The sequence below is a fragment of the Streptomyces wuyuanensis genome, from assembly GCF_900103455.1.
Classification (GTDB): Bacteria; Actinomycetota; Actinomycetes; order Streptomycetales; family Streptomycetaceae; genus Streptomyces; species Streptomyces wuyuanensis.
The window spans coordinates 208,283-231,739 of the sequence record NZ_FNHI01000004.1 but is presented as its reverse complement, the minus strand read 5'-3'; the positions used below and the strand labels follow the sequence as shown (position 1 = coordinate 231,739).

Annotated in this window: 20 protein-coding genes and 1 tRNA gene; 14 read left to right on the top strand and 7 right to left on the bottom strand. The window is 72.6% G+C overall.

Annotated features, from left to right (window positions below):
• Positions 1-2: 2 nt before the first annotated feature.
• Positions 3-746 (bottom strand): enoyl-CoA hydratase family protein, encoded by a 744-nt coding sequence (locus BLT82_RS08275; protein WP_093653204.1) that lies wholly within the window; start codon positions 744-746, stop codon positions 3-5.
• Positions 747-812: 66 nt separating this feature from the next.
• On the opposite strand from BLT82_RS08275, the gene BLT82_RS08270 reads away from it, so the two are divergent.
• The 3 genes from BLT82_RS08270 to BLT82_RS08260 all read left to right on the top strand — a co-directional run bounded on the left by BLT82_RS08270 (position 813) and on the right by BLT82_RS08260 (position 3,351).
• Positions 813-1,640 carry an SDR family oxidoreductase gene (locus tag BLT82_RS08270; RefSeq protein WP_244291883.1) on the top strand — a complete coding sequence of 276 codons (828 nt, stop codon included), beginning with the start codon at positions 813-815 and terminating at the stop codon, positions 1,638-1,640.
• Between the two features lies 1 nt (position 1,641).
• Positions 1,642-2,574, top strand: a complete 933-nt coding sequence (locus BLT82_RS08265) for an SDR family oxidoreductase (RefSeq protein ID WP_093653203.1) — start codon at positions 1,642-1,644, stop codon at positions 2,572-2,574.
• A 384-nt stretch (positions 2,575-2,958) separates the two neighbouring features.
• Complete coding sequence (locus tag BLT82_RS08260; RefSeq protein WP_093653202.1) at positions 2,959-3,351, top strand: guanyl-specific ribonuclease; 393 nt, start codon at positions 2,959-2,961, stop codon at positions 3,349-3,351.
• Positions 3,352-3,480: 129 nt separating this feature from the next.
• On the opposite strand, the gene BLT82_RS08255 is transcribed toward BLT82_RS08260, so the two are convergent.
• A complete protein-coding gene (locus tag BLT82_RS08255; RefSeq protein WP_093653201.1) occupies positions 3,481-5,016 on the bottom strand; it encodes a HEAT repeat domain-containing protein in 1,536 nt (511 codons plus the stop codon).
• Between the two features lie 23 nt (positions 5,017-5,039).
• Entirely contained in the window at positions 5,040-5,939 is a 900-nt protein-coding gene (locus BLT82_RS08250; protein ID WP_093653200.1) for a hypothetical protein, read from the bottom strand.
• Positions 5,940-6,205: 266 nt separating this feature from the next.
• On the opposite strand from BLT82_RS08250, the gene BLT82_RS08245 reads away from it, so the two are divergent.
• Positions 6,206-6,976, top strand: coding sequence for a S1 family peptidase (locus BLT82_RS08245; RefSeq protein ID WP_093653199.1), 771 nt, complete (start codon positions 6,206-6,208; stop codon positions 6,974-6,976).
• Positions 6,977-7,042: 66 nt separating this feature from the next.
• Here the strand turns inward: BLT82_RS08245 and BLT82_RS08240 are convergent, their stop codons facing one another.
• Positions 7,043-8,902, bottom strand: coding sequence for a glycoside hydrolase family 35 protein (locus BLT82_RS08240; protein ID WP_093653198.1), 1,860 nt, complete (start codon positions 8,900-8,902; stop codon positions 7,043-7,045).
• A gap of 173 nt (positions 8,903-9,075) precedes the next feature.
• Here BLT82_RS08240 and BLT82_RS08235 point away from each other — a divergent pair, with 173 nt between their 5' ends.
• From BLT82_RS08235 to BLT82_RS08215, 5 genes are all read left to right on the top strand, one after another.
• Complete coding sequence (locus BLT82_RS08235) at positions 9,076-9,963, top strand: helix-turn-helix domain-containing protein (protein ID WP_093653197.1); 888 nt, start codon at positions 9,076-9,078, stop codon at positions 9,961-9,963.
• A gap of 11 nt (positions 9,964-9,974) precedes the next feature.
• Positions 9,975-10,310, top strand: coding sequence for a chorismate mutase (locus BLT82_RS08230; protein WP_093653196.1), 336 nt, complete (start codon positions 9,975-9,977; stop codon positions 10,308-10,310).
• Positions 10,311-10,354: 44 nt separating this feature from the next.
• Complete coding sequence (gene pepN / locus BLT82_RS08225; protein ID WP_208867772.1) at positions 10,355-12,853, top strand: aminopeptidase N; 2,499 nt, start codon at positions 10,355-10,357, stop codon at positions 12,851-12,853.
• A 439-nt stretch (positions 12,854-13,292) separates the two neighbouring features.
• Complete coding sequence (locus BLT82_RS08220) at positions 13,293-14,606, top strand: pyridoxal phosphate-dependent decarboxylase family protein (RefSeq protein WP_093653353.1); 1,314 nt, start codon at positions 13,293-13,295, stop codon at positions 14,604-14,606.
• Positions 14,603-16,039: a lysine N(6)-hydroxylase/L-ornithine N(5)-oxygenase family protein gene (locus BLT82_RS08215; RefSeq protein WP_093653195.1), complete on the top strand. Its 1,437-nt coding sequence runs from the start codon at positions 14,603-14,605 to the stop codon at positions 16,037-16,039. Before BLT82_RS08220 ends, BLT82_RS08215 begins: the two co-directional genes overlap by 4 nt.
• A gap of 60 nt (positions 16,040-16,099) precedes the next feature.
• Here the strand turns inward: BLT82_RS08215 and BLT82_RS08210 are convergent, their stop codons facing one another.
• Entirely contained in the window at positions 16,100-17,893 is a 1,794-nt protein-coding gene (locus BLT82_RS08210; protein WP_093653194.1) for a bifunctional metallophosphatase/5'-nucleotidase, read from the bottom strand.
• A 110-nt stretch (positions 17,894-18,003) separates the two neighbouring features.
• On the opposite strand from BLT82_RS08210, the gene BLT82_RS08205 reads away from it, so the two are divergent.
• The 4 genes from BLT82_RS08205 to BLT82_RS08190 all read left to right on the top strand — a co-directional run bounded on the left by BLT82_RS08205 (position 18,004) and on the right by BLT82_RS08190 (position 21,702).
• On the top strand, positions 18,004-18,717 hold the full coding sequence (locus tag BLT82_RS08205; protein WP_093653193.1) for an SIMPL domain-containing protein: 714 nt from the start codon (positions 18,004-18,006) through the stop codon (positions 18,715-18,717).
• A gap of 139 nt (positions 18,718-18,856) precedes the next feature.
• Positions 18,857-20,293 carry a pyruvate kinase gene (gene pyk / locus BLT82_RS08200; protein WP_093653192.1) on the top strand — a complete coding sequence of 479 codons (1,437 nt, stop codon included), beginning with the start codon at positions 18,857-18,859 and terminating at the stop codon, positions 20,291-20,293.
• Between the two features lie 114 nt (positions 20,294-20,407).
• Complete coding sequence (locus BLT82_RS08195) at positions 20,408-20,992, top strand: hypothetical protein (protein ID WP_093653191.1); 585 nt, start codon at positions 20,408-20,410, stop codon at positions 20,990-20,992.
• A gap of 26 nt (positions 20,993-21,018) precedes the next feature.
• Complete coding sequence (locus BLT82_RS08190) at positions 21,019-21,702, top strand: hypothetical protein (protein ID WP_093653190.1); 684 nt, start codon at positions 21,019-21,021, stop codon at positions 21,700-21,702.
• Positions 21,703-21,736: 34 nt separating this feature from the next.
• Here BLT82_RS08190 and BLT82_RS08185 read toward each other — a convergent pair whose 3' ends face one another.
• Positions 21,737-22,525 carry a hypothetical protein gene (locus BLT82_RS08185; protein ID WP_093653189.1) on the bottom strand — a complete coding sequence of 263 codons (789 nt, stop codon included), beginning with the start codon at positions 22,523-22,525 and terminating at the stop codon, positions 21,737-21,739.
• A 79-nt stretch (positions 22,526-22,604) separates the two neighbouring features.
• A tRNA-Leu gene (locus BLT82_RS08180) sits at positions 22,605-22,687 on the bottom strand.
• Between the two features lie 93 nt (positions 22,688-22,780).
• On the opposite strand from BLT82_RS08180, the gene BLT82_RS37075 reads away from it, so the two are divergent.
• Complete coding sequence (locus BLT82_RS37075; protein ID WP_167745984.1) at positions 22,781-23,449, top strand: ANTAR domain-containing response regulator; 669 nt, start codon at positions 22,781-22,783, stop codon at positions 23,447-23,449.
• The last annotated feature ends 8 nt before the right edge of the window (positions 23,450-23,457 follow it).

Below are 23,457 nucleotides of genomic sequence, written 5' to 3'. Positions count from 1 at the left end.
ATTCACGCCTCCTTGCCGAAGGTGTCCCGGACGCGGCCGGCGATGCCGCCGAGGTTCGCCTCGAAGGTGAAGCCCTGCTCGTACCGGTAGCTGCGGTGGACGTCCACGGGGTCGATGCCGTTGATGGCCGCCTTGGCCATCCGGATGAGGCCGCCGTCCTTGGCGGCGATCTCGCGCGCCAGCTCCAGCGCGGCGGTCCGGAGCGCGTCGCGCGGGACGACCCTCCAGACCGAGCCGTGGGCGTGCAGTTCGGCGGCCGTCACCGTCCGGGAGGTGTAGTACAGGGTGCGCATCAGATGCTGGGGGACGAGACGGGCGAGGTGCGTGGCGGCCCCGAGCGCCCCACGGTCCAGCTCCGGCAGCCCGAAGACGGCGTCGTCGGAGGCCACGACGGCGTCCGCGTTCCCGACGAGCCCGATCCCGCCGCCCAGGCAGAAGCCGTGCACGGCGGCGACGACGGGGACCTCGCACTCGTAGACGGCGCCGAAGGCCTCGTGACAGCCCCGGTTGGCGCCGATCAGGGCGTCGTGCCCGGGATCGCGCTGCAACTCCTTGATGTCGACGCCGGCGTTGAAGCCACGGCCCCCGGCGGCCAGGACGACGCAGCGGATCTCCCGGTCCCGGCCGGCGCGGCGGACGGCGTCGGCGAGCTCGTACCAGCCCTGGACGGGAAGGGCGTTGACGGGCGGGAAGTCGACCGTCACGACGCAAACGCCCTTCTCCGGGCACGCGGTGGAGACACCCATCAGCGGATCAGCTACCTTTCCACCAAACGTTTGTTAGGTGACTGCTCGTCAGAAAGGTAGCAGCCGATGGAACTGGACGGGAGGGTCGCCGTCGTCACCGGCGGGACGCGCGGTGTCGGCGCGGGCATCGCCCGGGCGTTCCTGGCGGCCGGGGCGGAGGTGGTCGTCTGCGCCCGCAGGCCACCGGACTCGCCCGTCGTCTCGGACGGGCGCGCCGCCCGGTACGTGCCCGTCGACCTGCGCGCCCCGGCGGCCGTCAAGGACTTCTTCGCCGGGGTCGCACGCCGCCACGGCCGGCTCGACGTCCTGGTCAACAACGCGGGCGGGGCGCCCTACCGGCTGCTGCGGGACGGCGGCCCGGCCCGGCACGCACGGGTGCTGGAGCTGAATCTGGTGGCACCGCTGACGGCATCGCTCGCCGCCCACGGCCTGCTGCGCGCCGCGCGCGGGTGCGTCGTGATGGTCGGCAGCGTGAGCGCGTCCCGGCCGTCGCCGGGAACCGCCGTCTACGGGGCGGCCAAGGCGGGTCTGGAGAGCCTCGCCCGCTCCATGGCGGTCGAGTGGGCGCCGGAGGTGCGGGTGAACACGATCGTGCCCGGCATGGTCCGCACGGAGCTGTCCCATCTCCACTACGGCGACGAGCAGGGGATCGCGGCGGTGGGCCGCACCGTACCCCTGGGCCGGCTGGCCGAACCGGACGAGATCGGCGACGCGGCGGTGTTCCTCGCGTCCGGCCGGGCCGCATACATCAGCGGGGCGTCGCTGCTGGTCCACGGGGGAGGGGAGCGCCCCGCGTTCCTCGGGGCCGCGACGGTCAACGGGGCCGCGGCGGGCGGCTCCGCCGGTGCGCCGGCCGGCGCAACCACGAGGACGACCGACGACAAGGAGGGCTGAGATGGACGCAGCTGCCGGGATCTGCCGCGACCGGGTCGTGGCCGTGACGGGTGCGGGACGGGGGCTGGGGCGCGCTCACGCGCTGGCGTTCGCGGCGGAGGGCGCGCGGGTCGTCGTCAACGACCTGGGTGTCGGGCCGGACGGCAGGCCCGGCGGCGACAGCCCGGCCGGCCGCGTCGTCGAGGAGATCCGCGCACGCGGCGGCGAGGCGGTGGCCCACTCGGGCGACGTGGCCTCGGCCGAGGGCGCAGCCTCGCTGGTGGCGACCGCGCTCGGCTCCTTCGGGCGGCTCGACACGCTCGTCAACAACGCGGGGTTCCTGCGCGACCGGATGCTGGTCAACCTCGACGAGGACGACTGGGACGCGGTGGTGCGGGTCCATCTCACAGGCCACTTCCTGCCCCTGAAGCACGCGGCGGCCCACTGGCGGGCCGAAACCCGGGCGGGGCGAGAGCCGGTGGCACGCGTCGTCAACACCTCCAGTGGCGCCGGCCTGCTGGGCTCGGTCGGCCAGGGCAGCTACAGCGCGGCCAAGGCCGGCATCGTGGGCCTGACCCTCGTCGCGGCGGCCGAACTGTCCCGTTACGGTGTCCAGGTCAACGCCGTCGCCCCGGCCGCGCGGACGCGCATGACGGAGCGGACCTTCGCCGGGACGATGGCGGCGCCGAAGGATCCGGGAGCCTTCGACGCGATGGCGCCGGAGAACGTGTCGCCGCTGGTGGTGTGGCTCGGTTCGGCGGCATCGGCGGGCGTGACCGGCCGGGTCTTCGAGGCGGAGGCGGGCCGCATCACGGTCATGGAGGGCTGGCGGCGGGGCCCCACGGCCGACCGCGGCACCCGGTGGACCCCCGCGGAGGCGGGGGACACGGCCCTGAAGCTCCTGGCGGAAGGGGTGCCGCCGCATCCGGTGTACGGGGCGCGCCAGGAGACTTGATCACGGCGTCGGCGACAACCGGCCGGGCTTGATCACGGCGAAGACCTCCGGTGCGGTGGAGCTGTCCGGGACGTGCCGCACGAAGACCTCCCTGCGGCGCAGTCCCGGACAGCGCCGACCGCAGTGCCAGGCGGACCGACCACGGCAGGCGGGTTCTCGTCGAACGCGTCCCGGCCGTCCCGCGGCTCGTGCGGCGGCGGAGGCGGGCGTCTCCGGTCCGACCGCGCACGACGGGGTCCGCCGCCCGCGGACGCCGTGGCCCGTGACGCCGGCGCGGCGGTTCCCCATGCCGGGACGTGACCATCCGGTGAGGGAGGTGAACAACCCGGGAACACCCGGGAGTTGACGTTGACATGTCAATTTCTACGCGCGTCATCATGGGACATGCGAATCCCCCCGCGGATCACGACGCTCGGCGGCGCTGCCGCCCTCATCGCCGCCCTGTTCGCCGGCGGAACGGCAGCGGCGCCGGCGAGCGCCGCGCCCGCCGCCGTCGGCGACATCTGCTACTCCGCCCTGCCCTCCCAGGCGCACGACACGCTCGAACTCGTCGACAGCGGCGGCCCGTTCCCGTACCCGCAGGACGGGACGGTGTTCCGGAACAGGGAGGGTCTCCTCCCGTCCCACCCGAGCGGCTACTACCACGAGTACACCGTCGAGACGCCGGGCTCCCCCGACCGCGGCGCCCGGCGCATCGTCACCGGCGACACCGACCGGGAGGACTACTACACCGCCGACCACTACGAGTCCTTCGACCTCGTCGACCACGGCTGCTGAGCCGCCACCCCCCACACACGAGGACCCGTTCCTCGTGCGACCGTGCCGCCGGGCCTTCCCCTTCCGCCCGGCGGCACGGTCGTGCGCGGGCCGTGCGGGCAGCCGGCGCGTGGCCCGCTCGGGCGCCCGTCACCGCGATCTCGGTACCGTCGCCTCCAGGCGCCGGCGCACCCGCTCGTCCGCCACGTACTCCACGGCCTGCTCCGCCGTGGAGTAGGCGTACCCATCCGGGTCCTCGTTCTCCAGGATGCGGGCCAACGCCTCGACGGCCCGCGCGTCCTGACGCATCGCCAGTCCGCGGGCGGCCTCCGCCTCGATGTCGGGAACGGCGTCGTCGAGGCGGTCGGCGAGGGCGTCCCGGATCGCGGAGGTGTCCTCCTCCACATCGGCCAGGACCGTCGTCGCCCAGTCCCTGACCCCGTCGTCCGGGTCCCGGGTGAGCGCGATGACCGCCTCCACACCGTCCGCGCGGCCCGCCGGCAGCAGCCCGTGCAGCGCCACGGCCACGCCGAAGCGCACCTCGGGATCCGGGTGCCCGGCGTGCCGGAGGATCTCCGTCACCCCGGCCGGGTCGGCCTGCTGTCCGAGCGCAGCCACCGCCGCCCGGATCACCTCGGGATCGCGGGCCTCCCGCGACAGCTCGCGCAGCAGCGGCACCGCCCTGGCCGGCATCCCGCCGTTCGAGAGGCCCGCCAGCACATCGGCCGCGAACATCTGCCGCAGCGGGTCCTCCGTCCCGCACCACGCGGCCGCCGCACGGAAGGTGTCCTCGTCGCCGCGGCGCCGGAGGACCTCCACGGCCTCGGTCCAGTCCTCCTGGTCCGGGTCCCCGCGGCGCAGGGCGCGCTCGGCCAGGGTGTCGGCGGGGGTGCGCAGTCCCAGGTCCTCCTCGAGGAGCGTCGCCACGGCCGCGTGCCCGGTCTGCTGCTCGGCGCCGGTGATCCCGCCGCCGTCGTGGTGCAGCTCGACGACCACGGTGACCCCGCCGTCCTCCTCCACACGCCGCGACACGATCTCCACGTACGCCGCGCAGTCGCTCCCGTGCTCCTCGCGGTGCCGCTCGGCCAGGGTGCCGCGCAAGTCCTCCTCCACGTCGACGCCGAGCCAGCGACGCGCCTCCGTGAGCGCGTCCTCCTTCGCCGCCGCGCCGTGCCGCAGCAGAGCCCGGACGCTCGACGGCGAGCCGCGCCGGGCGGCCGTGACCAGCGGGGGCTCCTCGCCCGGACCCGGCCGGTCCGGATCCGCCCCGTTCGCCAGCAGCAGTTCCACGGCCTCCGCACGGCCCTGGCGGCAGGCCCAGGTCAGGGCGCGGACGCCGGCGTCCTCCTCGAGATCGGGACGGGCTCCCGCCGCCAGCAGCGCCCGCATCACCTCCGTGCGGCCCCACACGGCGGCCCCGCACAGCGGCAGCTCCGCCCCGTCGGCACCGCTCGCCCGGTCCGGGTCCGCGCCCGCGGCCAGCAGCAGGCGCACCATGACCGGCCGGTCCTGGGCCGTGGCCACGTACAGCGCCGTCTGCCTGTCCTGGTCGGCGGCCTCGGGCGGCACCCCGGCCCGCAGCGCCCGCACCACCGCGTCGTCATCGCCGCCGTACAGCCCCTCGAAGAGCTCTTCGGCCGGATCCAGGACCGGTCTGCCGGTGTCCTCGGTCTCCTCGGTGCTCATACCAAAACCCTACGGAAGCTCCCTCAGGTGTCGCATTCGAGAACCGTCCGGCACAGCCCGCACCGCGCCCGCACCCGGCCCCGTACCGGCACCCGGATCCGCTGGTGGCACGTGGGGCAGGGGAACGACACCCGCAGCCCGCCGCCCGGCGCGTGCTCGAAGGCGTACGGCGAGCCGTGTCCGGGCCGGCCCGGGCCCGGATTCTCCACGGCGTGCCGCCGGTCCTTGGCGTAGCGGCGCCGCCCGTTCCACCCGGCCGCCGAGAGAGGGGGCTGCCGGCCGTCGCGCAGCGCCTGCTCCCGACCCTTGGTGTAAGCGGTGTAGCCCTGCGGGCTGGTGAACCAGACCGACGGGTCCTCGTCGAAGACCAGTGCGCGTTTGGCCAGCACGTAACCGAATTCCTCGGGGGTCAGATAGCCCAGTTTCTGGCTGGAAACCTCGTCCTCGCGGTAGGCGTCGAGCAGCAGCCAGCCCGCGCCGAGATAGGTCGTCACCGTGTCCGTGAGGATCTCGTTGTCCCGGGTCCCTTGGAACTCCAGCCCGAGCCGGTGCAGCAGCACGTGCGTGATCTCGTGCGCGAGGGCGGCCCCGATGTCGCGGCGATGGCGGCGGAACCGGTCGTTGAGCTCGATGAAGTACTCGGGGCCCGCCGTGAGTTCCACGCTCGCGGCGTGGTGCATCTCCCGGAAGCTCACGATCATCCGGGCCTCCGGCAGCCGCAGCTGACGGACCAGCGCGCGGGCAACGCGCTGCGCCCCGAGATGGAGGTCGTCGCCGTCGGCGAAGGCGACGTCGGCCGGGGCGACGCTGCTGTCGTAGGCGCGCACACCGTCGTACGAGAGCCGCTTGTGCAGCGCCGTGATCGCCGCCCGCACCGTGTCGAGGTGCGGGAAGCCGTGCACGACCTCGCTGCCGTTCGCCACGCCCGAACCCCCTGTGGGTGCTGTCCGCGGCCGGTTCACCACCGGCCGGGAGGACGGCCGGACCCTCCCAACTCTACGGCGCGCGACGGCACCTCGACGGTTGCCCGCGGTGCTGTCGAGGGGTCATGTCTGGCCGAAATGTGCTCCTTGTGGGGCTGATGTGACGCTCCCCATAATCCGAACACGCCTTGACGGGCCCATGTCACTACCCATGGCACGGGCCCGCTCGCGCGCACGCGTCAACCCCCCACGAAAGAAGGCAGACCTTGAACAAGTTCGTTCGCGCCCTCAAGAGATGCGCGGTCGTCGGTGCCGTCGTCCTCGCGGCCGTCAGCCTCCAGCCCAGCTCCGCGTCCGCCGCCGCCCCGCCCGTCGTCGGCGGAACCCGCGCCGCACAGGGAGAGTTCCCCTTCATGGTCCGGCTCTCCATGGGCTGTGGCGGCTCCCTGCTCACCCAGCAGATCGTCCTCACCGCCGCCCACTGCGTCGGCGCCTCCGGCAACAACACCAGCATCACCGCCACCGCCGGTGTCGTGGACCTCCGGAGCTCCAGCGCCATCAAGGTCCGGTCGACCAAGGTCCTCAGGGCCCCCGGCTACAACGGCGACGGCAAGGACTGGGCGCTGATCAAGCTCGCCCAGCCGATCAACCTGCCGACGCTGAAGATCGCCGAGACGACCGCGTACAACAACGGGACCTTCACCGTCGCCGGCTGGGGGGCGGCCCGCGAGGGCGGCGCCCAGCAGCGCTACCTGCTCAAGGCACAGGTCCCCTTCGTCTCCGACGCCTCCTGCCGCCAGTCCTACCCGAGCCTGATCGCGGGCGAGGAGATCTGCGCGGGCTTCCCCCAGGGCGGCGTCGACACCTGCCAGGGCGACTCCGGCGGCCCCATGTTCCGCCGCGACAACGCCGGCGCCTGGATCCAGGTCGGCATCGTCAGCTGGGGCCAGGGCTGCGCCCGGCCCGACTACCCCGGTGTCTACACCGAGGTGTCCACCTTCGCCTCCGCGATCAAGTCCGCCGCGGCGACGCTGTAACCCCGCCGCGCGCCCCTCGCGCCGCGCCGGCCGCGCACTGAAACCCTGAGCGCGGTGGGGAGGCCGTCACCCCAGGCGTAGGTCCTCCCCGCCGCGTTCCAGCTCCAGCACCCACACCTCGTTGGTTCCCGCGCGCAGCACCGGACCCGGGACGAACAGCGACTCCTGCGGCCCCGCCGACCAGTACCGGCCCAGGCAGAAACCGTTCACCCACACGAATCCCCGTGTCCAGCCCGGCAGTTCCAGCGCCGCGTCCCCCGGAGCGGCGATCTCCGCGACGGCCCGGTACAGCCCGGGCACACCACGGCCGGCACTCCCGAGGCCCGGCCCGCCCAGGGACCCCACCGCACCGGTGACTTCGCCCCGCGCAGCTCCGGAGCCCGCCCCGTCCTCGCCCCCGCCCTCCGCCGGTGCGTCCGCCGTCCGAGGCTCCACAGCGCGGAACGCGACCTTCCCGCCGCCCTCGCCGACCGCGTCCAGCCGCAGCCCCCGCGCCCGGAACCCGTGCAGATACTGCCGCTCGTGCCGCACCCCACCGGTGATGCCCTTCGGCTCCGCCAGCCGCGGCCCGTAGTTGACCCGGCCCAGCGACTCCACCCACAGCTCCACCGCGGCGGGTCCTGCGACCGGCTCCGTCAGCACCGCCTCCTCCGCCGCGAGCACCCCCGCCCGGACCCCGTCCACCGTCACCACCGCAACATCCCGAAGCCCGCTCACCGACAGCGGGTACGGCCGCCGCGGCCCCGGCACGTCCACCCGGTACCGCACCAGACCCCGGTCCACGCCCAGTTCCTCGAACGTCGGCGGAACCGGCGCGGTGACCTCCTCGTCCCCGAGGACCTCCAGCACCTCCGCCAGCGGAACCCACCCGTCCACCACCGCGGTCACCGAGCCCCCGATCCGCACCGGCGGCGCCGGCACCTCAGGCAGCGGACCCTCCGCGTACCGCGCCAGCACTTCGCGGAAGCGCCTGAACTTCTCCGTCGGCAGCCCTGCCTCGTCCACCGGCGCGTCGTAGTCGTACGACGTCACCGTCCCGCGCAGCGCCCCGTCGTGCAGCTCGCCCGAGCGGTTCGCGCCCGCCCAGCCCCCGAAGTTCGAACCCCCGTGCGCCATGTAGATGTTGACCGACGCCCCGCACTCCAGGACCTCCCGCAGCGCGTCCGCCGCGTCCCCGGGCTCCCGCACCGCACGCTCCGCACCCCAGTGCTCGAACCAGCCGCACCAGAACTCCATGCACATCAGCGGACCCGACGGCCGATGACGCCGCAGCACCGCGAAGGCCTCCCGCGCGTCCGACCCGAAGTTGGCCGTCGCGAGCACCCCCGGCACCGAGCCCCCCGTGAGCATGTGGTCCTCCGGCCCGTCCGACGTGAACAGCGGCACCGTCACCCCGCAGGCGTGCAGCAGATCCACCACCCGCCGCAGATACGCCCGGTCCGAGCCGTAACTCCCGTACTCGTTCTCCGCCTGCACCAGGACCACCGGGCCGCCCCGGTCGATCTGGCGCGCCACGACCTGCGCAAGCAGCCGCCGGAACCAGCGCTCCACCTGCCCCATGAACTCCGCGTCGTCCGTCCGCACCCGCCTCCCCAGCGGACCCGTCACCCAATGCGGCAGGCCCCCGTTCTCCCACTCGGCGCAGATGTACGGGCCCGGCCGCACGATCGCCCACATCCCGGCCGCCGCGACCGCGTCCAGGAACCGGCCCACGACATCGACGTCGGCGAACGCGCCCGGAGCCCGCTCGTGCAGATTCCACGGGACGTACGTCTCCACGCAGTTGAGCCCCATCGCCCGCAGCATCGCCAGCCGGTGCCCCCACTGCCCCTCGTGCACCCGGAAGTAGTGCAGGGCCCCCGACAACAGCCGCACCGGCCGCCCGTCCAGCAGAAAATCCCCGTCACCGACCGCGAACCCAGCCAACGCCCCGCCCTCTTCCACCCACCCGGCCCGAGACCGGGCGTCCGCACCGGCACCGCGGCCGCCCTCACTCGTACCCCGCCCGGCCACGATCGCCTCTGGCGGTACGGCGGTCCATGGACAAAGATCGGCGCTGTTTGGACACAAAAGCGATCCGGACCGGGAGGCCAGGGGGCATGTACCACACCTGGATGCGCTACTTCACGCCCAGCCCCGTCCACCACCGCCTCGGCCTCGTCTGCCTCGGCGTCGGACTCCAGCACGGCGCCCTCCCCACCGTCGGCCCCCGCACGCTCGACCACCACGTCGCCGTACTGATCAGCGGCGGCGGAGGCTGGTACCGCGGCACCGACGGCAGACGTCTCACCGTCACCGCACCCGCCGTGCTCTGGCTCACCCCCGGCGTCCCCCACCACTACGCCCCCGACCCCGCCACCGGCTGGGACGAGAGCTTCGTCGACTTCGCCGGCCCCGCGACCGCCACCTACACGGAACTCGGCTACATCGAACCCGACCGGCCCGTCGTCCCCCTCTCCGACGCCGCCCCCGCCCGCGCCGCCGTCGGCCGCATAGCCCGCGCCGCCCGCCGCGGCAACCCCCTCCTCGAAGTCGAGACCGGCGCCGCCGTCCACGAACTCCTCGTCGCCCTGCGCCGCGCCCGCGCCGGCGTCGGCCCCGACGGCGACCCCGTCCTCCAGGCCCTCGCCCGCGACGCCTTCACACCGCTGTCCGTCGCCGAGCACGCCGCCCGCCACGGCATGACCCCCGCCGAGCTGCGCACCGCCGTACGCCGCGGTGCGGGCTGCAGCCCCAAGGACTACCTCCTGCGCATCCGGCTCGGCCGGGCCAAGGAACTCCTCGCAGCCACCGACCTCCCCGTCGCGGCCGTCGCCCGCCGCGTCGGCTACGACGACCCCGCCTACTTCTCCCGCCTCTTCACCCGCCGTGTCGGCGCCGCTCCGATCCGCTTCCGCGAACAGCAGGGCCGCTCCGTCCCCGGCGGCTGGAGCAACCGCATCCCGGATCCCGAACACCCCCCGACCATCACCGCGCGGCCGACGTAAGCTCCCACCCCATGACCACCAGCGAGACGAGCGGTACCGACGACTCCGTCCTGGCCGAGCTCACCAGGCTGCGCGAAAGCATCGACAACATCGACGCGGCAGTCGTCCACATGCTCGCCGAGCGCTTCAAATGCACCCAGCAGGTGGGCCACCTCAAGGCCGAACACCATCTCCCGCCCGCCGACCCGGCCCGCGAGTCCCGCCAGATCGCCCGGCTGCGACAGCTCGCGGAGAGCGCGAAGCTCGACCCCGGCTTCGCCGAGAAACTACTGAACTTCATCATCGCCGAGGTCATCCGCCACCACGAGCAGATCGCCGACGCCCCCGGCACCGCCGGAAAAGGCTGATCAACCGACATACCCCGTGTACGGGACCGGGGCCATCAGGCAGCATGGCCCCCATGCCCGTACTCACGCATGACGAAGCGCAGACCCGAGCCCAGCTCCTGGACGTCCGCCGCTACTCGGTCGAACTCGACCTCACCACCGGCGAGACCTTCGAGTCACGCACCGTGATCGGGTTCACCGCCCGCGCCGCCGGCGACACCTTCGTCGAGCTCAAGCCCGCCACCCTGCGCTCCGTCACCCTCGACGGACGGCACCTCGACCCGGAGAAGCTCGCCGACAACCGGCTCCCGCTCACCGGACTCACCGAGGGCGATCACGAACTGTGCATCGACGCCACCATGCACTACTCCCGCACCGGCGAGGGCATGCACCGCTTCACCGACCCCGCCGACGGCGAGACGTACGTCTACACCCAGCTCTTCCTGGACGACGTGCAGCGCGTCTTCGCCGCCTTCGACCAGCCCGACCTCAAGGCGGTCTTCGAACTGTCGGTGACCGCGCCCGAGGGCTGGACCGTCCTCGCCAACGGCGTCACCACCGACCACGGCGACGGCCGCTGGACCGCCGCCCCCAGCCCCCGCATCTCCACCTACCTCGTCGCCGTCGCCGCCGGCCCCTGGCACTCCGTACGCACCGAGCACCGGGGCCTGCCCTTCGGCATCCACTGCCGCCGCTCCCTCGCCCCCCACCTGGACGAGGACGCCGACGAGATCCTCGACATCACACGGCAGTGCTACGACCGCTACCACGAGAAGTTCGAAGAGCCCTACCCCTTCGACTCCTACGACCAGGCCTTCGTACCCGAGTTCAACGCCGGCGCCATGGAGAACCCCGGACTCGTCACCTTCCGCGACGAGTTCGTCTACCGCTCCGCCGTCACCGACACCGAACGCCAGACCCGCGCCATGGTCATCGCCCACGAGATGGCCCACATGTGGTTCGGCGACCTCGTCACCCTCCGCTGGTGGGACGACATCTGGCTGAACGAGTCCTTCGCCGAGTACATGGGCTACCAGACCCTCACCGAGGCCACCCGCTTCACCGACACCTGGACCGACTTCGGCATCGGCCGCAAGTCCTGGGGCTACGACGCCGACCAGCGCCCCTCGACCCACCCCGTCGCACCCGACCCGGACAAGGTCCCCGACACGGCCTCCGCGCTCCTCAACTTCGACGGCATCTCCTACGCCAAGGGCGCCTCCGCGCTCCGCCAGCTCGTCGCCTGGCTCGGCGAGAAGGACTTCCTCACCGGCATCAACATCCACTTCGCGCGCCACCGCTTCGGCAACGCCACCCTCGCCGACTTCATCGACTCCCTCGCCGAGGCCACCGACCGCGACGTGCACACCTGGGCCGCCGCCTGGCTGCGCACCACCGGCGTCGACACCCTCACGCCGCGGATCACCGCGGACGCCGGCACCTGGCGCCTCGACATCGACCAGGACGGCAGCCGCCCCCACCGCGTCGCCGTCGGCACCTACGACCGCGACCCCGTGGACGACCGCGCGCTCCTCCTGCGCGAACGCTTCGAGATCGACGTCCCCCAGAGCGAGAGCGGCACCGTCCGCACCGGCCGCCGCCCCGACCTCGTCGTCCTCAACGACGGCGACCTCACCTACGCCAAGATCCGCCTCGACGCCGCGTCCGAGGAACCGGCCCTGCGCAGCCTCTCCGGCATCCCCGACGCGCTCACCCGCGCCGTCGTCTGGAACAGCCTCCGCGACATGGTCCGCGACGGGCAGCTCGCACCCGCCGCGTACCTGGAGACCGCCCGCGCCCACCTCCCGCACGAGCGCGACCTCGCCGTCGTCCAGGGCGTCCTCGCCTTCGCCGGCACCCAGATCGCCGACCGCTACCTCGCGCCCGGAGACCGCCCCGCCGCGCTCGCCCTGCTCACCGACCTCACCCGCGACCTCATCCGCCGCACCGAGGACGGCAGCCATCCCGACCTGCGCCTCACCGCCGTACGCCACTTCATCGACGCCGCCGCGCAGCCCAACGGGCTCCACGACTGGCTCGCCGACGGCAGCGTGCCCGGCGGCCCTGCCCTCGACGCCGAGCTCCGCTGGCGCGTCCTCGGCCGGCTCGCCGTCCTCGGCGCCACCGACGAGGCCCAGATCGCCGCGGAACTCGACCGCGACCCCAGCGCCACCGGGCAGGAAGGAGCGGCCCGCTGCCGCGCCGCACTGCCCACCCCGGAGGCCAAGGCGGCCGCGTGGTCCCGGCTGTTCGAGACCGACGACCTGTCCAACTACGTCTTCGCCGCGACCGCGCAGGGCTTCTGGCAGCCCGAACAGGCCGAACTCGTCAGCGAGTACGTGCCGCGCTTCTTCCCGGCGGCCGTCGCCCTAGCTGACCGGCGCGGGCCGGCGATCGCGGAGGCGGCCGGGCGCCACGCCTTCCCGCTCCACGCCGTGGACGCGCAGACGCTGCGCCTCGGTGAGGAGTGCCTCCGCGACGCGACGATGATCCCGCTGCTGCGGCGCAAGCTGGTGGACCAACTGGACGACCTGCGCAGGGCACTGGGGGTGCGGGGCGCGTAGCCCGCCCGCACCGCGCACGGCCCGGTCGCCCAACCCCCGGGCCGTGCGCCTGAGAAGTGCCCGCCGACCGCTGCGGGAGCCCGCGCACGGACACACCCTCCCCGCGGCCCGCGCGCATCCCGTCCGGCGGCGCCCCGCGCGGGCAACGCCGCACCACGGTGAACGCGTCCCCGGGCGGGCACGCCACGGCCCCAACGCCCCACAACAGAAAACGCGTACCACTTTCGGGTTCCGATCGTTGAGTCTGCGGGCAGTCCACCCCGACCCCCGTACACCCTGGCGGAGGCCCGTCCGCGCTCCGCAAGGGCCACGCCGACGTCCCCGAAGGACCCGCATGACGACGCCGCCGCGCCTGACGTCGAGCCGCAGCCCCGGCGAGGGCCTCCCGCCGCTCGCCGGGGGCATCGACGGGCCCGACGCGCTGCGGCCCCTCCTCGGTGTGGTCCTGGACGCCCTCCGCGCGGGGGCCGTGGCGCGAGGCGGGCCGCTGCCGCCCGGCGGGCCCGAACTCCTGACCGCGGCCGTGGCCGAGACCGTCGCCCCCGCCATCCCCGACCACGGCCACGGCGCCGAGGAAGCCCTCCGCAGCCTCGTCGAGGCCCTGGCGTACGGCGCCGCCGACCCCGCCGACCCCCGCTGCGCCGCCCACCTCCACACCCCGCCCCTCGCGCTCGCCGCCGCCGCCGACCTGGCCGCGTCCGCGCTGAACCCGTCCCTGGACTCCTGGGACCAGGCACCCGCCGCATCCGCGCTGGAGGCCGAGGTGACCCGCGCCCTGGCCACCGAGGTGTACCCGCGCGCCGCTCGCCCCGACGCCCTCGTCACCACCGGCGGCACCGAGGCCAACCAGCTCGCCGTCCTCCTCGCCCGCGAGCGCCACGGACCGGTCCGGATCGTCTGCGGCACCGGCACCCACCACTCCGTACGCCGCTCCGCCTGGCTCCTCGGGCTGCCCGAGCCCGTCACCGTCCCCGCCCCGGACGGCACCACCGACCTCGCCGCCCTCGACGACGCCCTCACCGCCCTGCACGGCAGCCCCGCGCTCGTCACCGCCACCGCCGGCACCACCGACGCCGGACTCGTCGACCCGCTCCCCGGCATCGCCGACCTCTGCGAACGCCACGGGGCCGAACTGCACATCGACGCGGCCTACGGCGGCCCGCTGCTGTTCAGCCCCCGCCACCGGCACCTGCTGCGCGGCCTGGACCGCGCCCACTCCGTCACACTCGACCTGCACAAACTGGGCTGGCAGCCGGTCGCCGCCGGCATCCTCGCCGTCCGCGACGGCACCCGGCTCGCGCCGCTCGCCCACACCGCCGACTACCTCAATCCGGACGACGACACCGAGGCCGGCCTGCCCGACCTCCTCGGGCGCTCCCTGAGGACCACCCGCCGTCCCGACATCCTCAAGATCGCCGTGACCCTGCGGGCCCTCGGCCGCGACGGCCTCGCGGACCTCGTCGACCGCACCTGCGCCGCCGCCCAGGAGTGCGCCGACCTGATCGAGAAGCACCCGGCCCTCGAACTCCACCGCCGGCCCGTGCTGACCACGGTCCTCTTCCGGCCCCGCGGCGCGAGCGACGCCACCGTCGCCCGCCTGCGCCGCCGGCTCCTGCACGACGGCCGCGCCGTCCTCGGCCGCGCCCACGCGGACGGCAGGCTCTGGCTCAAGGCCACCCTGCTCAACCCCCACACCACCGCGCACGACCTCGACACCCTCATCGCACTCGTGGAAGGCAGCAGCACCCGATGACCGGCACGCCCGCCCCCGGCGCCCACCCGACCGACCGGCCCCACGACCTCGTCGGCATCGGCATCGGGCCCTTCAACCTCTCCCTCGCCGCCCTCGCCCACGGGCTGCGGACCGGAGGCGACGCGGGCGGCCTCTCCACCGCCTTCTACGACCAGCGCCCCGCGTTCCACTGGCACCCCGGACTGCTCATCGACGGCACCACCCTCCAGGTCCCGTTCCTCGCCGACCTCGTCACCCTCGCCGACCCCGCCAGCTCCTGGTCGTTCCTCAGCTACCTCAAGGACCGCGACCGCCTCTTCCCCTTCTACTTCGCCGAGCGGTTCCACCTCGAGCGCGCCGAGTTCGACGCCTACTGCCGCTGGGTCAGCGAGCGGCTGCCCGGCCTCCACTTCGGACACCAGGTCGACGCCGTCCGCTGGAACCCGGAACGCTCCCTGTTCGAGGTCGACTTCACCCGGCTCGACCCGCACGGGGGAGCGGAGTCGCTGGGGCGCGCCCACGCCCGGCACATCGCCGTCGGCATCGGCACCGAACCCCACGTACCCGAATCGCTGAAGCCCCTCGTCGACGCCCACGGCGTCCCCGTGATCCACTCGGCCGACTACCTCGAACACCGCCAACGGCTCCTCGCCGCCGGGCACATCACCGTCATCGGCTCCGGCCAGTCCGGCGCCGAGGTCTTCCTCGACGTCCTGCGCGCCCGCCCCGCCGGCGCCGAGCGGGTCCACTGGCTCGCCCGCACCGAGGCGTTCGCGCCCATGGAGTACTCGAAACTCGGCCTGGAGCACTTCACCCCCGACTACACCCGCTACTTCCACGCCCTGCCCGAGACCGTGCGGGACGGCCTCGTCCCCCGGCAGTGGCAGCTCCACAAGGGCATCGACACCGACACCATCGCGGCCATCCACGACGAGCTGTACCGCCGCGCCCTGCACGCCGGCTGGCCCGACGCCGTCCTCACCCCCGGCGTGCGGGTCCGCACCGCCGGCCGCGTCGCCACCACCAAGGTCGAACTGCACCTGGAACACCTCCAGCAGGGCACCCGCTCCCGGCTCACCACCGACGCCGTCGTCCTCGCCACCGGCTACCGCGAACGCCCCCTCGACCGGCTCCTCGTCGGCCTCGACCCGTACATGCGGCGCGACGCCTCCGGCAGGCCCCGCATCGACGAGCACTTCCGGCTCGTGCTGGACCCGGCGGTCAGCGGCTCCGTGTACGTGCAGAACGCGGAGCGGCATACCCACGGGGTGGGCGCACCCGACCTCGGGCTGGCCGCCTGGCGCAGCGCGACCATCCTGAACTCCCTCACCGGCAAGGAGCCCTACCCGCTGCCCCGCCGCACCGCCTTCACCAGCTTCGGCCTCGAACGGCGCGAGGCGCCCGGCATCCCCGGCCAGGCGCCCCGGCTCACCCCGCTCGAGGAACGGCGCTGAAGCACGTTGCGAAAGCGGCCCGTCCGCCCGCAGGGCGGGTCGGGAGGGACTCTCACAGCACTAGAAGACCGGAACTCCGTCCCGGGTCAGCTTCCAGCCCACGGACGCGAACGCCGCCGGATCCACCGTGCCCTTCGCCTGCACCCACTGGATGATCGTGTTGCGGATCTCGTCCGAGTTCGACCACAGCTGCCGGGCCCCGGCGACGTGCGGGAACGCACCGCCGCCACTGGCCCGGTAGTTGTTCACCGCCAGCACGAACTCCGCCGCCGGGTCCAGCGCCTCGCCGCCGAACGCGAGGTTCACGATCCGCGACCCGGCGGGCTTCGAAATGTCGATCTCGTACGTCAGACCCGCGACGGCGTCGTAGTTGTAGTCCGGAATACCGTCGGCGTTCGTCAGCTTCGCCGTGTCCACCGGCGCCCCGGCCGGCGTCTGCACGTAGTACCGCGCCGAGTACTCCAGATAGTCCTTCAGCTGGGCACCGGTCATCAGCCGCGCCTCCAGCGTGTTCTCGAACGGGTAGAGGCCGGCCGCGTCCCGGATCGTCACCTGCCCGGCCGGTATGGCCGCCGTGCGCGAGAAGCACGACGCCTGCGACAGCACCGGCAGCGCCGCCCACTGCCCGCCCGCCAGCGCGGCCTTCACCGTCTCCGCCTGCACATGGTTGATCAGGTCGATGATCGGCTCGTCCTTCCACGGCGCGTCCGCCGTGGCCATCGCCGCCGTGGACGTGCCGATCACCTGGTTGACGTACGCGACGACCTTCTCGTGCTCGTCCCCCAGCAGCCTCGTGATCCGCGGGTCCTCCGCGACGGCGTTGGAGTTCAGGACCTTCGCCCCCACCTTCGCCACCGACCACCGGCCCCGCTCCCACACGAGGTCGAAATCGAACAGGGTCAGCCGCTGGCCCCACTTCAGAGGCTCGGACAGCACGACCGGCCTGCCCGTCTCCTCGTTGGTGACCGTGTACTCGGCGATCTCGGTGTGCGCGTGCCCCACCAGGATCGCGTCGATCCCCGGCACCTGCTCGGCCACCAGCGCCGCGGCGTTCTCGATGTACGGCAGCTGGTCGCCGTACGAGGACGTACCGCTGGAGCCGGAGTGCGCCGACACGATCACCACGTCCGCGCCCATCGAGCGCAGCTTCGGCACCCACTTCGCCGCCTGCTCCTCCAGGCCGGGGAACACCATCCTGCCACTGACGTTGGCCTTGTCCCAGATCGCGATGCCCGGGTTCGTCAGCCCCAGGACCGCCACCCGCACATCACGCCCGTGCGGCGTGCACAGCCGGTGCATGCTGAACGGCGGGAACGCGGGCCGCAGCGTCCTCGCGTCCAGGGCGTTGGCACCGAGCAGCGGGAAGTCGCACTGCTCCTGGAACTTGCGCAGCACCGGGATGCCGTAGTTGAACTCGTGGTTGCCGAGCGCGGCGGCGTCGTAGCCGATGGCGTTCATCGCCTGCGCCATGGGGTGCACCGGACCGCGGCGGGCGGTGATCGGGTCGACCTTCGCGTAGTAGTACGACAGCTGAGTGCCCTGGATCGTGTCACCGGCGTCGATGAGGAGCGTGTTGCGCCGGCCCTTGTCCTTGCGCACCTGCTCCACCAGCGTGGAGATCTTCGCCAGGCCGACGTCGTTGTGGGCCTTGTCGTCGAACTCCCGGTCGGTGAAGTAGTCCCAGTTGAAGACGTTCCCGTGCAGGTCGGTCGTGCCCATCACGGTGAACGAGTACCGCTTCTCCCGCCCGCCCCCGCCATGGGCCGCGGCGGGCGCCGCGGCACCGCCCGCGATGGCGACCCCGGCCCCGGCGGCGGCCGAACGGCCCAGGAACGTCCTGCGATTGAGCGGCATGTGCTCTCCCTCGTTCAAGTGACACTACGCGCGTGGAACAACGCGCGTAGAGTCTGGCGCAGGGCGGCCCCGTGCGAAAGTGTCGGAGACGGATCAGCGAGGGAGCCCACATGACCGGTGACAAGCCGCAGCCCGTCCACCCGCCCTTCGGCACCCCCGAGATGCCGAGGGTCGCGGTACGAGGGGAGGCCCGGCTGGAGGTCGACCCCGAGATCGCCACGATCGGTGTCACCGTCGGCGCGCGCGGCACGGACCGGCGCACCGCCCTCGAGGACCTCACCCGACGCAACGCCCAGGTCCTGGACCTCGTCAAGTCCTACGGCGACGCCGTCGAGAAACTCGAGACCGGCGCCTTCTCCATCAGCCCGGAACCGGCCCGGCACGGCCGCGGCGACCGCGTCCGCGCCTACCACGGCCGCGTCCACATCACCGCCGTCCTCGCCGACTTCACCGCACTCGGCGAACTCACCACCCGCCTCGCCGACCTCGAACTCACCCGCGTCGACGGCCCCTGGTGGGCCCTGCGCCCCGACTCGCCCGCCCACGGCGAAGCCCGTCGCCAGGCCGTCCTCGGAGCCGTCCAGCGCGCCCGCGAATACGCCGGCGCCCTCGGCGCCCGCCTGTCCGCCCTCGTAGAGCTCGCCGACCTGGGCGCCGAGGCCCCGGCCCCCTACGCAATGCCCCCGGAGCCCGGAACGCTGCGTTCGGCCGCCTTCGCCGGCACCACCCCCGAAGCCGCCCCGGCCCTCGATCTCGAACCCCAGCGGCAGACCGTGTACGCCCAGGTCAATGCCCGCTTCACGATGACGGCCCCCGAGCTCTGACCACGCCCGGAACGCCGAAATGCTCAGAAGAGCGCCCCCATGCACAATTCAATACTTGTCAATAAGGCTTCATCGAAAGGTTGTTGAGTAGTCACGCACGGCCAATTCTCTACCGGTGGGTAAGACATAGGCTCGGACCATGCGCCGAGCAAAGATCGTCTGCACACTTGGGCCCTCCACCGACTCGTACGAGCAGATCAAAGCCCTCGTGGACGCCGGAATGGATGTCGCCCGCTTCAACCTCAGCCACGGCACCTACGCCGACCACGAGGAGCGCTACCACCACGTCCGCAAGGCCTCCGACGAAACCGGCCGCAGCGTCGGCGTCCTCGCCGACCTTCAAGGCCCGAAGATCCGCCTCGGACGCTTCCAGGAAGGCCCCGTACTCCTTGAACGCGGCGACGAATTCACCATCACCGTCGAACCCGTCGAAGGCGACCGCGACATCTGCGGCACCACCCACGCCGGACTCGCCTCCGACGTCACCCCCGGAGAACGCATCCTCGTGGACGACGGCCGCGTCTCACTCGAAGTGACCGCCGTCGACGGCCCCCGCGTCCGCACCACCGTCGTCGAAGGCGGCGTGATCTCCGACCACAAGGGACTCAACCTCCCCGGAGTCGCCGTCTCCGTCCCCGCCCTCTCCGACAAGGACGTCGACGACCTCCGCTGGGCCATCAGAACCGGCGCGGACATCATCGCCCTCTCCTTCGTCCGTACCGCCCGGGACATCGAGGACGTCCACCGCATCATGGACGAGGAAGGCCGCCGCCTCCCCGTCATCGCGAAGATCGAGAAGCCCCAGGCCGTCGACAACATCGACGACATCGTCGCCGCCTTCGACGGCCTCATGGTCGCCCGCGGAGACCTCGGCGTCGAAATGCCCCTGGAACAGGTCCCCCTCGTCCAGAAACGTGCGATCAAACTCGCCCGGCGCAACGCCAAACCCGTCATCGTCGCCACCCAGATGCTCGACTCGATGATCGAGAACTCGCGGCCCACCCGCGCCGAGGCCTCCGACGTCGCCAACGCCGTCATCGACGGCACCGACGCCGTCATGCTCAGCGGCGAGACCAGCGTCGGCAAACACCCCGTCGAAACCGTCCGCACCATGAGCCGCATCGTCGAAGCCGCCGAACAGGAGATCCTCGCCAAGGGCCTCCCTCCGCTCACCGAACGCAACAAACCCCGCACCCAAGGCGGTTCCGTCGCCCGCGCCGCCGCCGAGATCGGCGACTTCCTCGGCGCCCGGTTCCTCGTCGCCTTCACCCAGTCCGGCGACACCGTCCGACGCCTCTCCCGCTACCGCTCACCCATCCCCCTCCTCGCCTTCACCCCCGACCCCGCAACCCGCTCCCAGCTCAACCTCACCTGGGGCGTCGAGACCTTCCTCGGTCCCCGCGTCGAATCCACCGACGCGATGGTCGCCCAAGTGGACGAGGAACTCCTCCGCATCGGCCGCTGCGAGCGCGGCGACACCGTCGTCATCACCGCCGGCTCCCCGCCCGGAGTCGCCGGCTCCACCAACCTCGTACGTGTCCACCACATCGGCGAGGACGACTCCCCGCGCCCCTGACGGCGACCCCACCCGGCGACGCGGTGTTTGTGCGGACAGGTCCTGGGCAGTCGGCCCCACAAGAGGCCCCGACAGCAGGGCTCCCGCCGACAACGGACACATGCGGAGGTCCGGATGTCCACAGGAACACTCATCGCCATCATCGTCCCGATCGTGGTCGTCCTGCTCCTCATCGCGGTGGGCGCATGGCTCGTCACGCGCCGGCGCCACCTCCAGGAGCGCTTCGGCCCCGAGTACGACCGCACCGTCGAATCCGGTGACAGCAGGCGCGACGCCGAACGCGAACTGCGCTCCCGGGAACAGCGGCACCGCGACCTCGACATCAAGGAACTGCCCGCGGAAGCCAAGGACCGCTACAGCGCGGAATGGAACGGCGTCCAGGAACGCTTCGTCGACGAGCCCTCGCGCTGCGTTGACGACGCCGACCGGCTCGTCACCCGGCTCATGAGCGACCGCGGATACCCCACGGAAGGCTACGAGCAGCAACTCCGGGACCTCTCCGTCGAACACGGAAGCACCCTGGAGCACTACCGGGCCGCCCACGACGTCGGCCTGCGCAACAGGGAAGGCCGCGCGACCACCGAGGAACTGCGCGGAGCGATGGTGCACTACCGCGCCCTCTTCCAGGAACTGCTCGGCGACCCCCACACCAGCCCGGGTCCGACCACCGACACCCGACGACGTCACGACGCCGCCTGACACCGCGACGCACGAGGTGAGTTGACATGCGCGACCCCAAGAGCACGCACGACACGACCAGGAGCGGCCTCACCACCGACGACCTGGCACACCCCCGCACCGGCGCGCCGCCCCCCGACGCAGAATCCGGCGAACGCCCTCCGCCCATGTTCCCCGGCGAGGCGACGGACATCCCCGGGACCGGGAACAGGACGGAGGCGGCCCCCACGGAACGGCGGGACCGCCCCACGGAACCCTCCGGCGCCGAGGCGCCGACCGGACGCGGAGCCACCGCGACGGACCGGGAACCCGCACCGGAAACCGGACCCGCACGGGAGACGGAAGCCGCACGGGAGACGGAAGCCGAACGGGACACGGAAGCCGCACCGGACATGCAAGCCGCACCGGAGGCGGAACCCGCCGCCCCCGCAGCCGCGGAGGAGCGCCCCACGTCCGAACGCGGCACGCCCCTGATCGCCGGTGAGGACGCCGAGAGCTACCGGGACCGCTGGCAGCAGATCCAGACGAACTTCGTCGACGACCCCCGCGACTCCGTCCGCGCCGCCGACTCCCTCGTCGCCGACGTGATCCAGTCCCTCGCGGCGACGTTCGCCGACCACAAGCAGGACCTCGAGTCCCAGTGGAGCCGCGGCGAGGACACCCAGACCGAGGAGCTCCGCCTCGCCCTTCAGCACTACCGGGTCTTCTTCAACCAGCTCCTCGACGCCTGACCGGCCCCGCCGGTCGTCCGCACATCGGGCCCGCTCAGTACTTGGGCCCGATGTGCGCGTCCATGAGGGCGACGGACTCACGCCGGGCGACGGATATGTTGTACGGCCTGCCGTACCGGGTGCACTCCTTCCACTCGACCCCGAGCCGGTCGAGCGTGTCCGTGTAGAGCCGGCGGATGTCGTCGGAGACGTTCGTGAACCAGTAGCGCGGGTACTCGTACCGCTTCCGCACACCGCCGACGAGTCGCGTCGTCCAGTTGATGTTCCGGCACCCGTCGGAGTGAACCAGCCCGCGGACGAACTCCCACGGGTGGGTGTCCACGATCTGCCGCTGCCACGGCTCCAGGGCGATCCGGCGCTCGTGCTTCCTGCCCGGCCCGTGCTGGGGGAAGACGCACGGCAAGTGGTTCGAGTACACCTTGACGTTGCGACAGCTCTGCTTGCGCACCCGGCAGACGGAGTTGTCCGGGAAGACCGCGCGCAGGGCGGCCTCGCACTCGTCCATGAGGCCGGGCCACTCCTCCGCACACGTGATCATGAGACTGGGCACGCGGTGCCCGGAGTAGCGGATGATGTGCCCGTCACCGAGATGCAGCCCGAGCAGATAGGCGTAGGCGGCTCCGTCGAGTTCCCGGCCGTCGCATCTCGGACAGGGAGGCGCGTGCCTCCCCGGGCATGCGCCGCGCTCCGCCGGGTCCCGGTGGCGCCAGTAGGCGACGGTGCCGGCGGGGATCCCGAGCGTCCGGCCCACGTCGGCGTTCCGGGCGCCGCCGCGCAGCAGGGTCAGCGCCTTCTGTCGCACGTCCGTGCCGTGGAATTTCATGCGACCACATTGCGTAATGATTCATCGCCATGGGTGAGGAAAAGCGGATGTTCACGAGAAGGTGAACATCCGCTTGCTGTGCCGGGTGCGGGATTCGAACCCGCACGCCCTTTCGGACAGATGTGTTTGAGACATCAGCGTCTGCCATTCCGCCAACCCGGCAAGGTCGCTGGTGGGAGTGTACCGGGTGAAGGTCGGCGGCCTCAGCTAGGTAGGCTTTCCAGTGCAGCACCGGCCCCGCAACGAGGAGCTCCCGTGACCGCCCCCGAGTCGCCCCAGCCCGTCGCCGACGACGGCAACGCGTCGCACGTCCCGCCGCTGACGACCCGCGTCGTCATCGCAGAGGACGAGGCCCTCATCCGCCTCGACCTGAAAGAGATGCTCGAAGAAGAGGGGTACACGGTCGTCGGAGAGGCCGGTGACGGGCAGCGGGCCGTCGAGCTCGCCCGGGAGCAGCGTCCGGATCTGGTGATCCTGGACGTGAAGATGCCGGTGCTGGACGGGATTTCCGCCGCGGAGAAGATCGCGGAGGAGTCGATCGCGCCGGTCCTGATGCTGACCGCGTTCTCGCAGCGCGATCTCGTCGAGCGTGCGCGGGACGCCGGTGCGATGGCGTACCTGGTGAAGCCGTTCAGCAAGAGCGACGTGGTGCCGGCCATCGAGATGGCGGTGTCGCGGTTCGCGGAGCTGCGGGCGCTGGAGAAGGAGGTCGCCGATCTTGCGCAGCGGCTGGAGACGCGCAAGCTGGTGGACCGGGCGAAGAGCATCCTGCAGACGCAGTACGGGCTGACCGAGCCGGCCGCGTTCCGGTGGATCCAGAAGACGTCGATGGACCGGCGGCTGTCGATGCAGCAGGTCGCGGAGGCGGTCATCGAGGACGCCGAGGAGAAGAAGGCGGCCAGGGACGGCCAGGACCAGAAGTAGTCCGGCGG

What these genes read in the sequence shown, in the direction of transcription:
- BLT82_RS08275 (WP_093653204.1), bottom strand. Translation starts at nt 746, where the DNA reads ATGGGTGTCTCCACCGCGTGCCCGGAGAAGGGCGTTTGCGTCGTGACG.
- BLT82_RS08270 (WP_244291883.1), top strand. Translation starts at nt 813, where the DNA reads ATGGAACTGGACGGGAGGGTCGCCGTCGTCACCGGCGGGACGCGCGGT.
- BLT82_RS08265 (WP_093653203.1), top strand. Translation starts at nt 1,642, where the DNA reads ATGGACGCAGCTGCCGGGATCTGCCGCGACCGGGTCGTGGCCGTGACG.
- BLT82_RS08260 (WP_093653202.1), top strand. Translation starts at nt 2,959, where the DNA reads ATGCGAATCCCCCCGCGGATCACGACGCTCGGCGGCGCTGCCGCCCTC.
- BLT82_RS08255 (WP_093653201.1), bottom strand. Translation starts at nt 5,016, where the DNA reads ATGAGCACCGAGGAGACCGAGGACACCGGCAGACCGGTCCTGGATCCG.
- BLT82_RS08235 (WP_093653197.1), top strand. Translation starts at nt 9,076, where the DNA reads ATGTACCACACCTGGATGCGCTACTTCACGCCCAGCCCCGTCCACCAC.
- BLT82_RS08230 (WP_093653196.1), top strand. Translation starts at nt 9,975, where the DNA reads ATGACCACCAGCGAGACGAGCGGTACCGACGACTCCGTCCTGGCCGAG.
- pepN (WP_208867772.1), top strand. Translation starts at nt 10,355, where the DNA reads ATGGCCCCCATGCCCGTACTCACGCATGACGAAGCGCAGACCCGAGCC.
- BLT82_RS08215 (WP_093653195.1), top strand. Translation starts at nt 14,603, where the DNA reads ATGACCGGCACGCCCGCCCCCGGCGCCCACCCGACCGACCGGCCCCAC.
- BLT82_RS08210 (WP_093653194.1), bottom strand. Translation starts at nt 17,893, where the DNA reads ATGCCGCTCAATCGCAGGACGTTCCTGGGCCGTTCGGCCGCCGCCGGG.
- BLT82_RS08205 (WP_093653193.1), top strand. Translation starts at nt 18,004, where the DNA reads ATGACCGGTGACAAGCCGCAGCCCGTCCACCCGCCCTTCGGCACCCCC.
- pyk (WP_093653192.1), top strand. Translation starts at nt 18,857, where the DNA reads ATGCGCCGAGCAAAGATCGTCTGCACACTTGGGCCCTCCACCGACTCG.
- BLT82_RS08195 (WP_093653191.1), top strand. Translation starts at nt 20,408, where the DNA reads ATGTCCACAGGAACACTCATCGCCATCATCGTCCCGATCGTGGTCGTC.
- BLT82_RS08190 (WP_093653190.1), top strand. Translation starts at nt 21,019, where the DNA reads ATGCGCGACCCCAAGAGCACGCACGACACGACCAGGAGCGGCCTCACC.
- BLT82_RS08185 (WP_093653189.1), bottom strand. Translation starts at nt 22,525, where the DNA reads ATGAAATTCCACGGCACGGACGTGCGACAGAAGGCGCTGACCCTGCTG.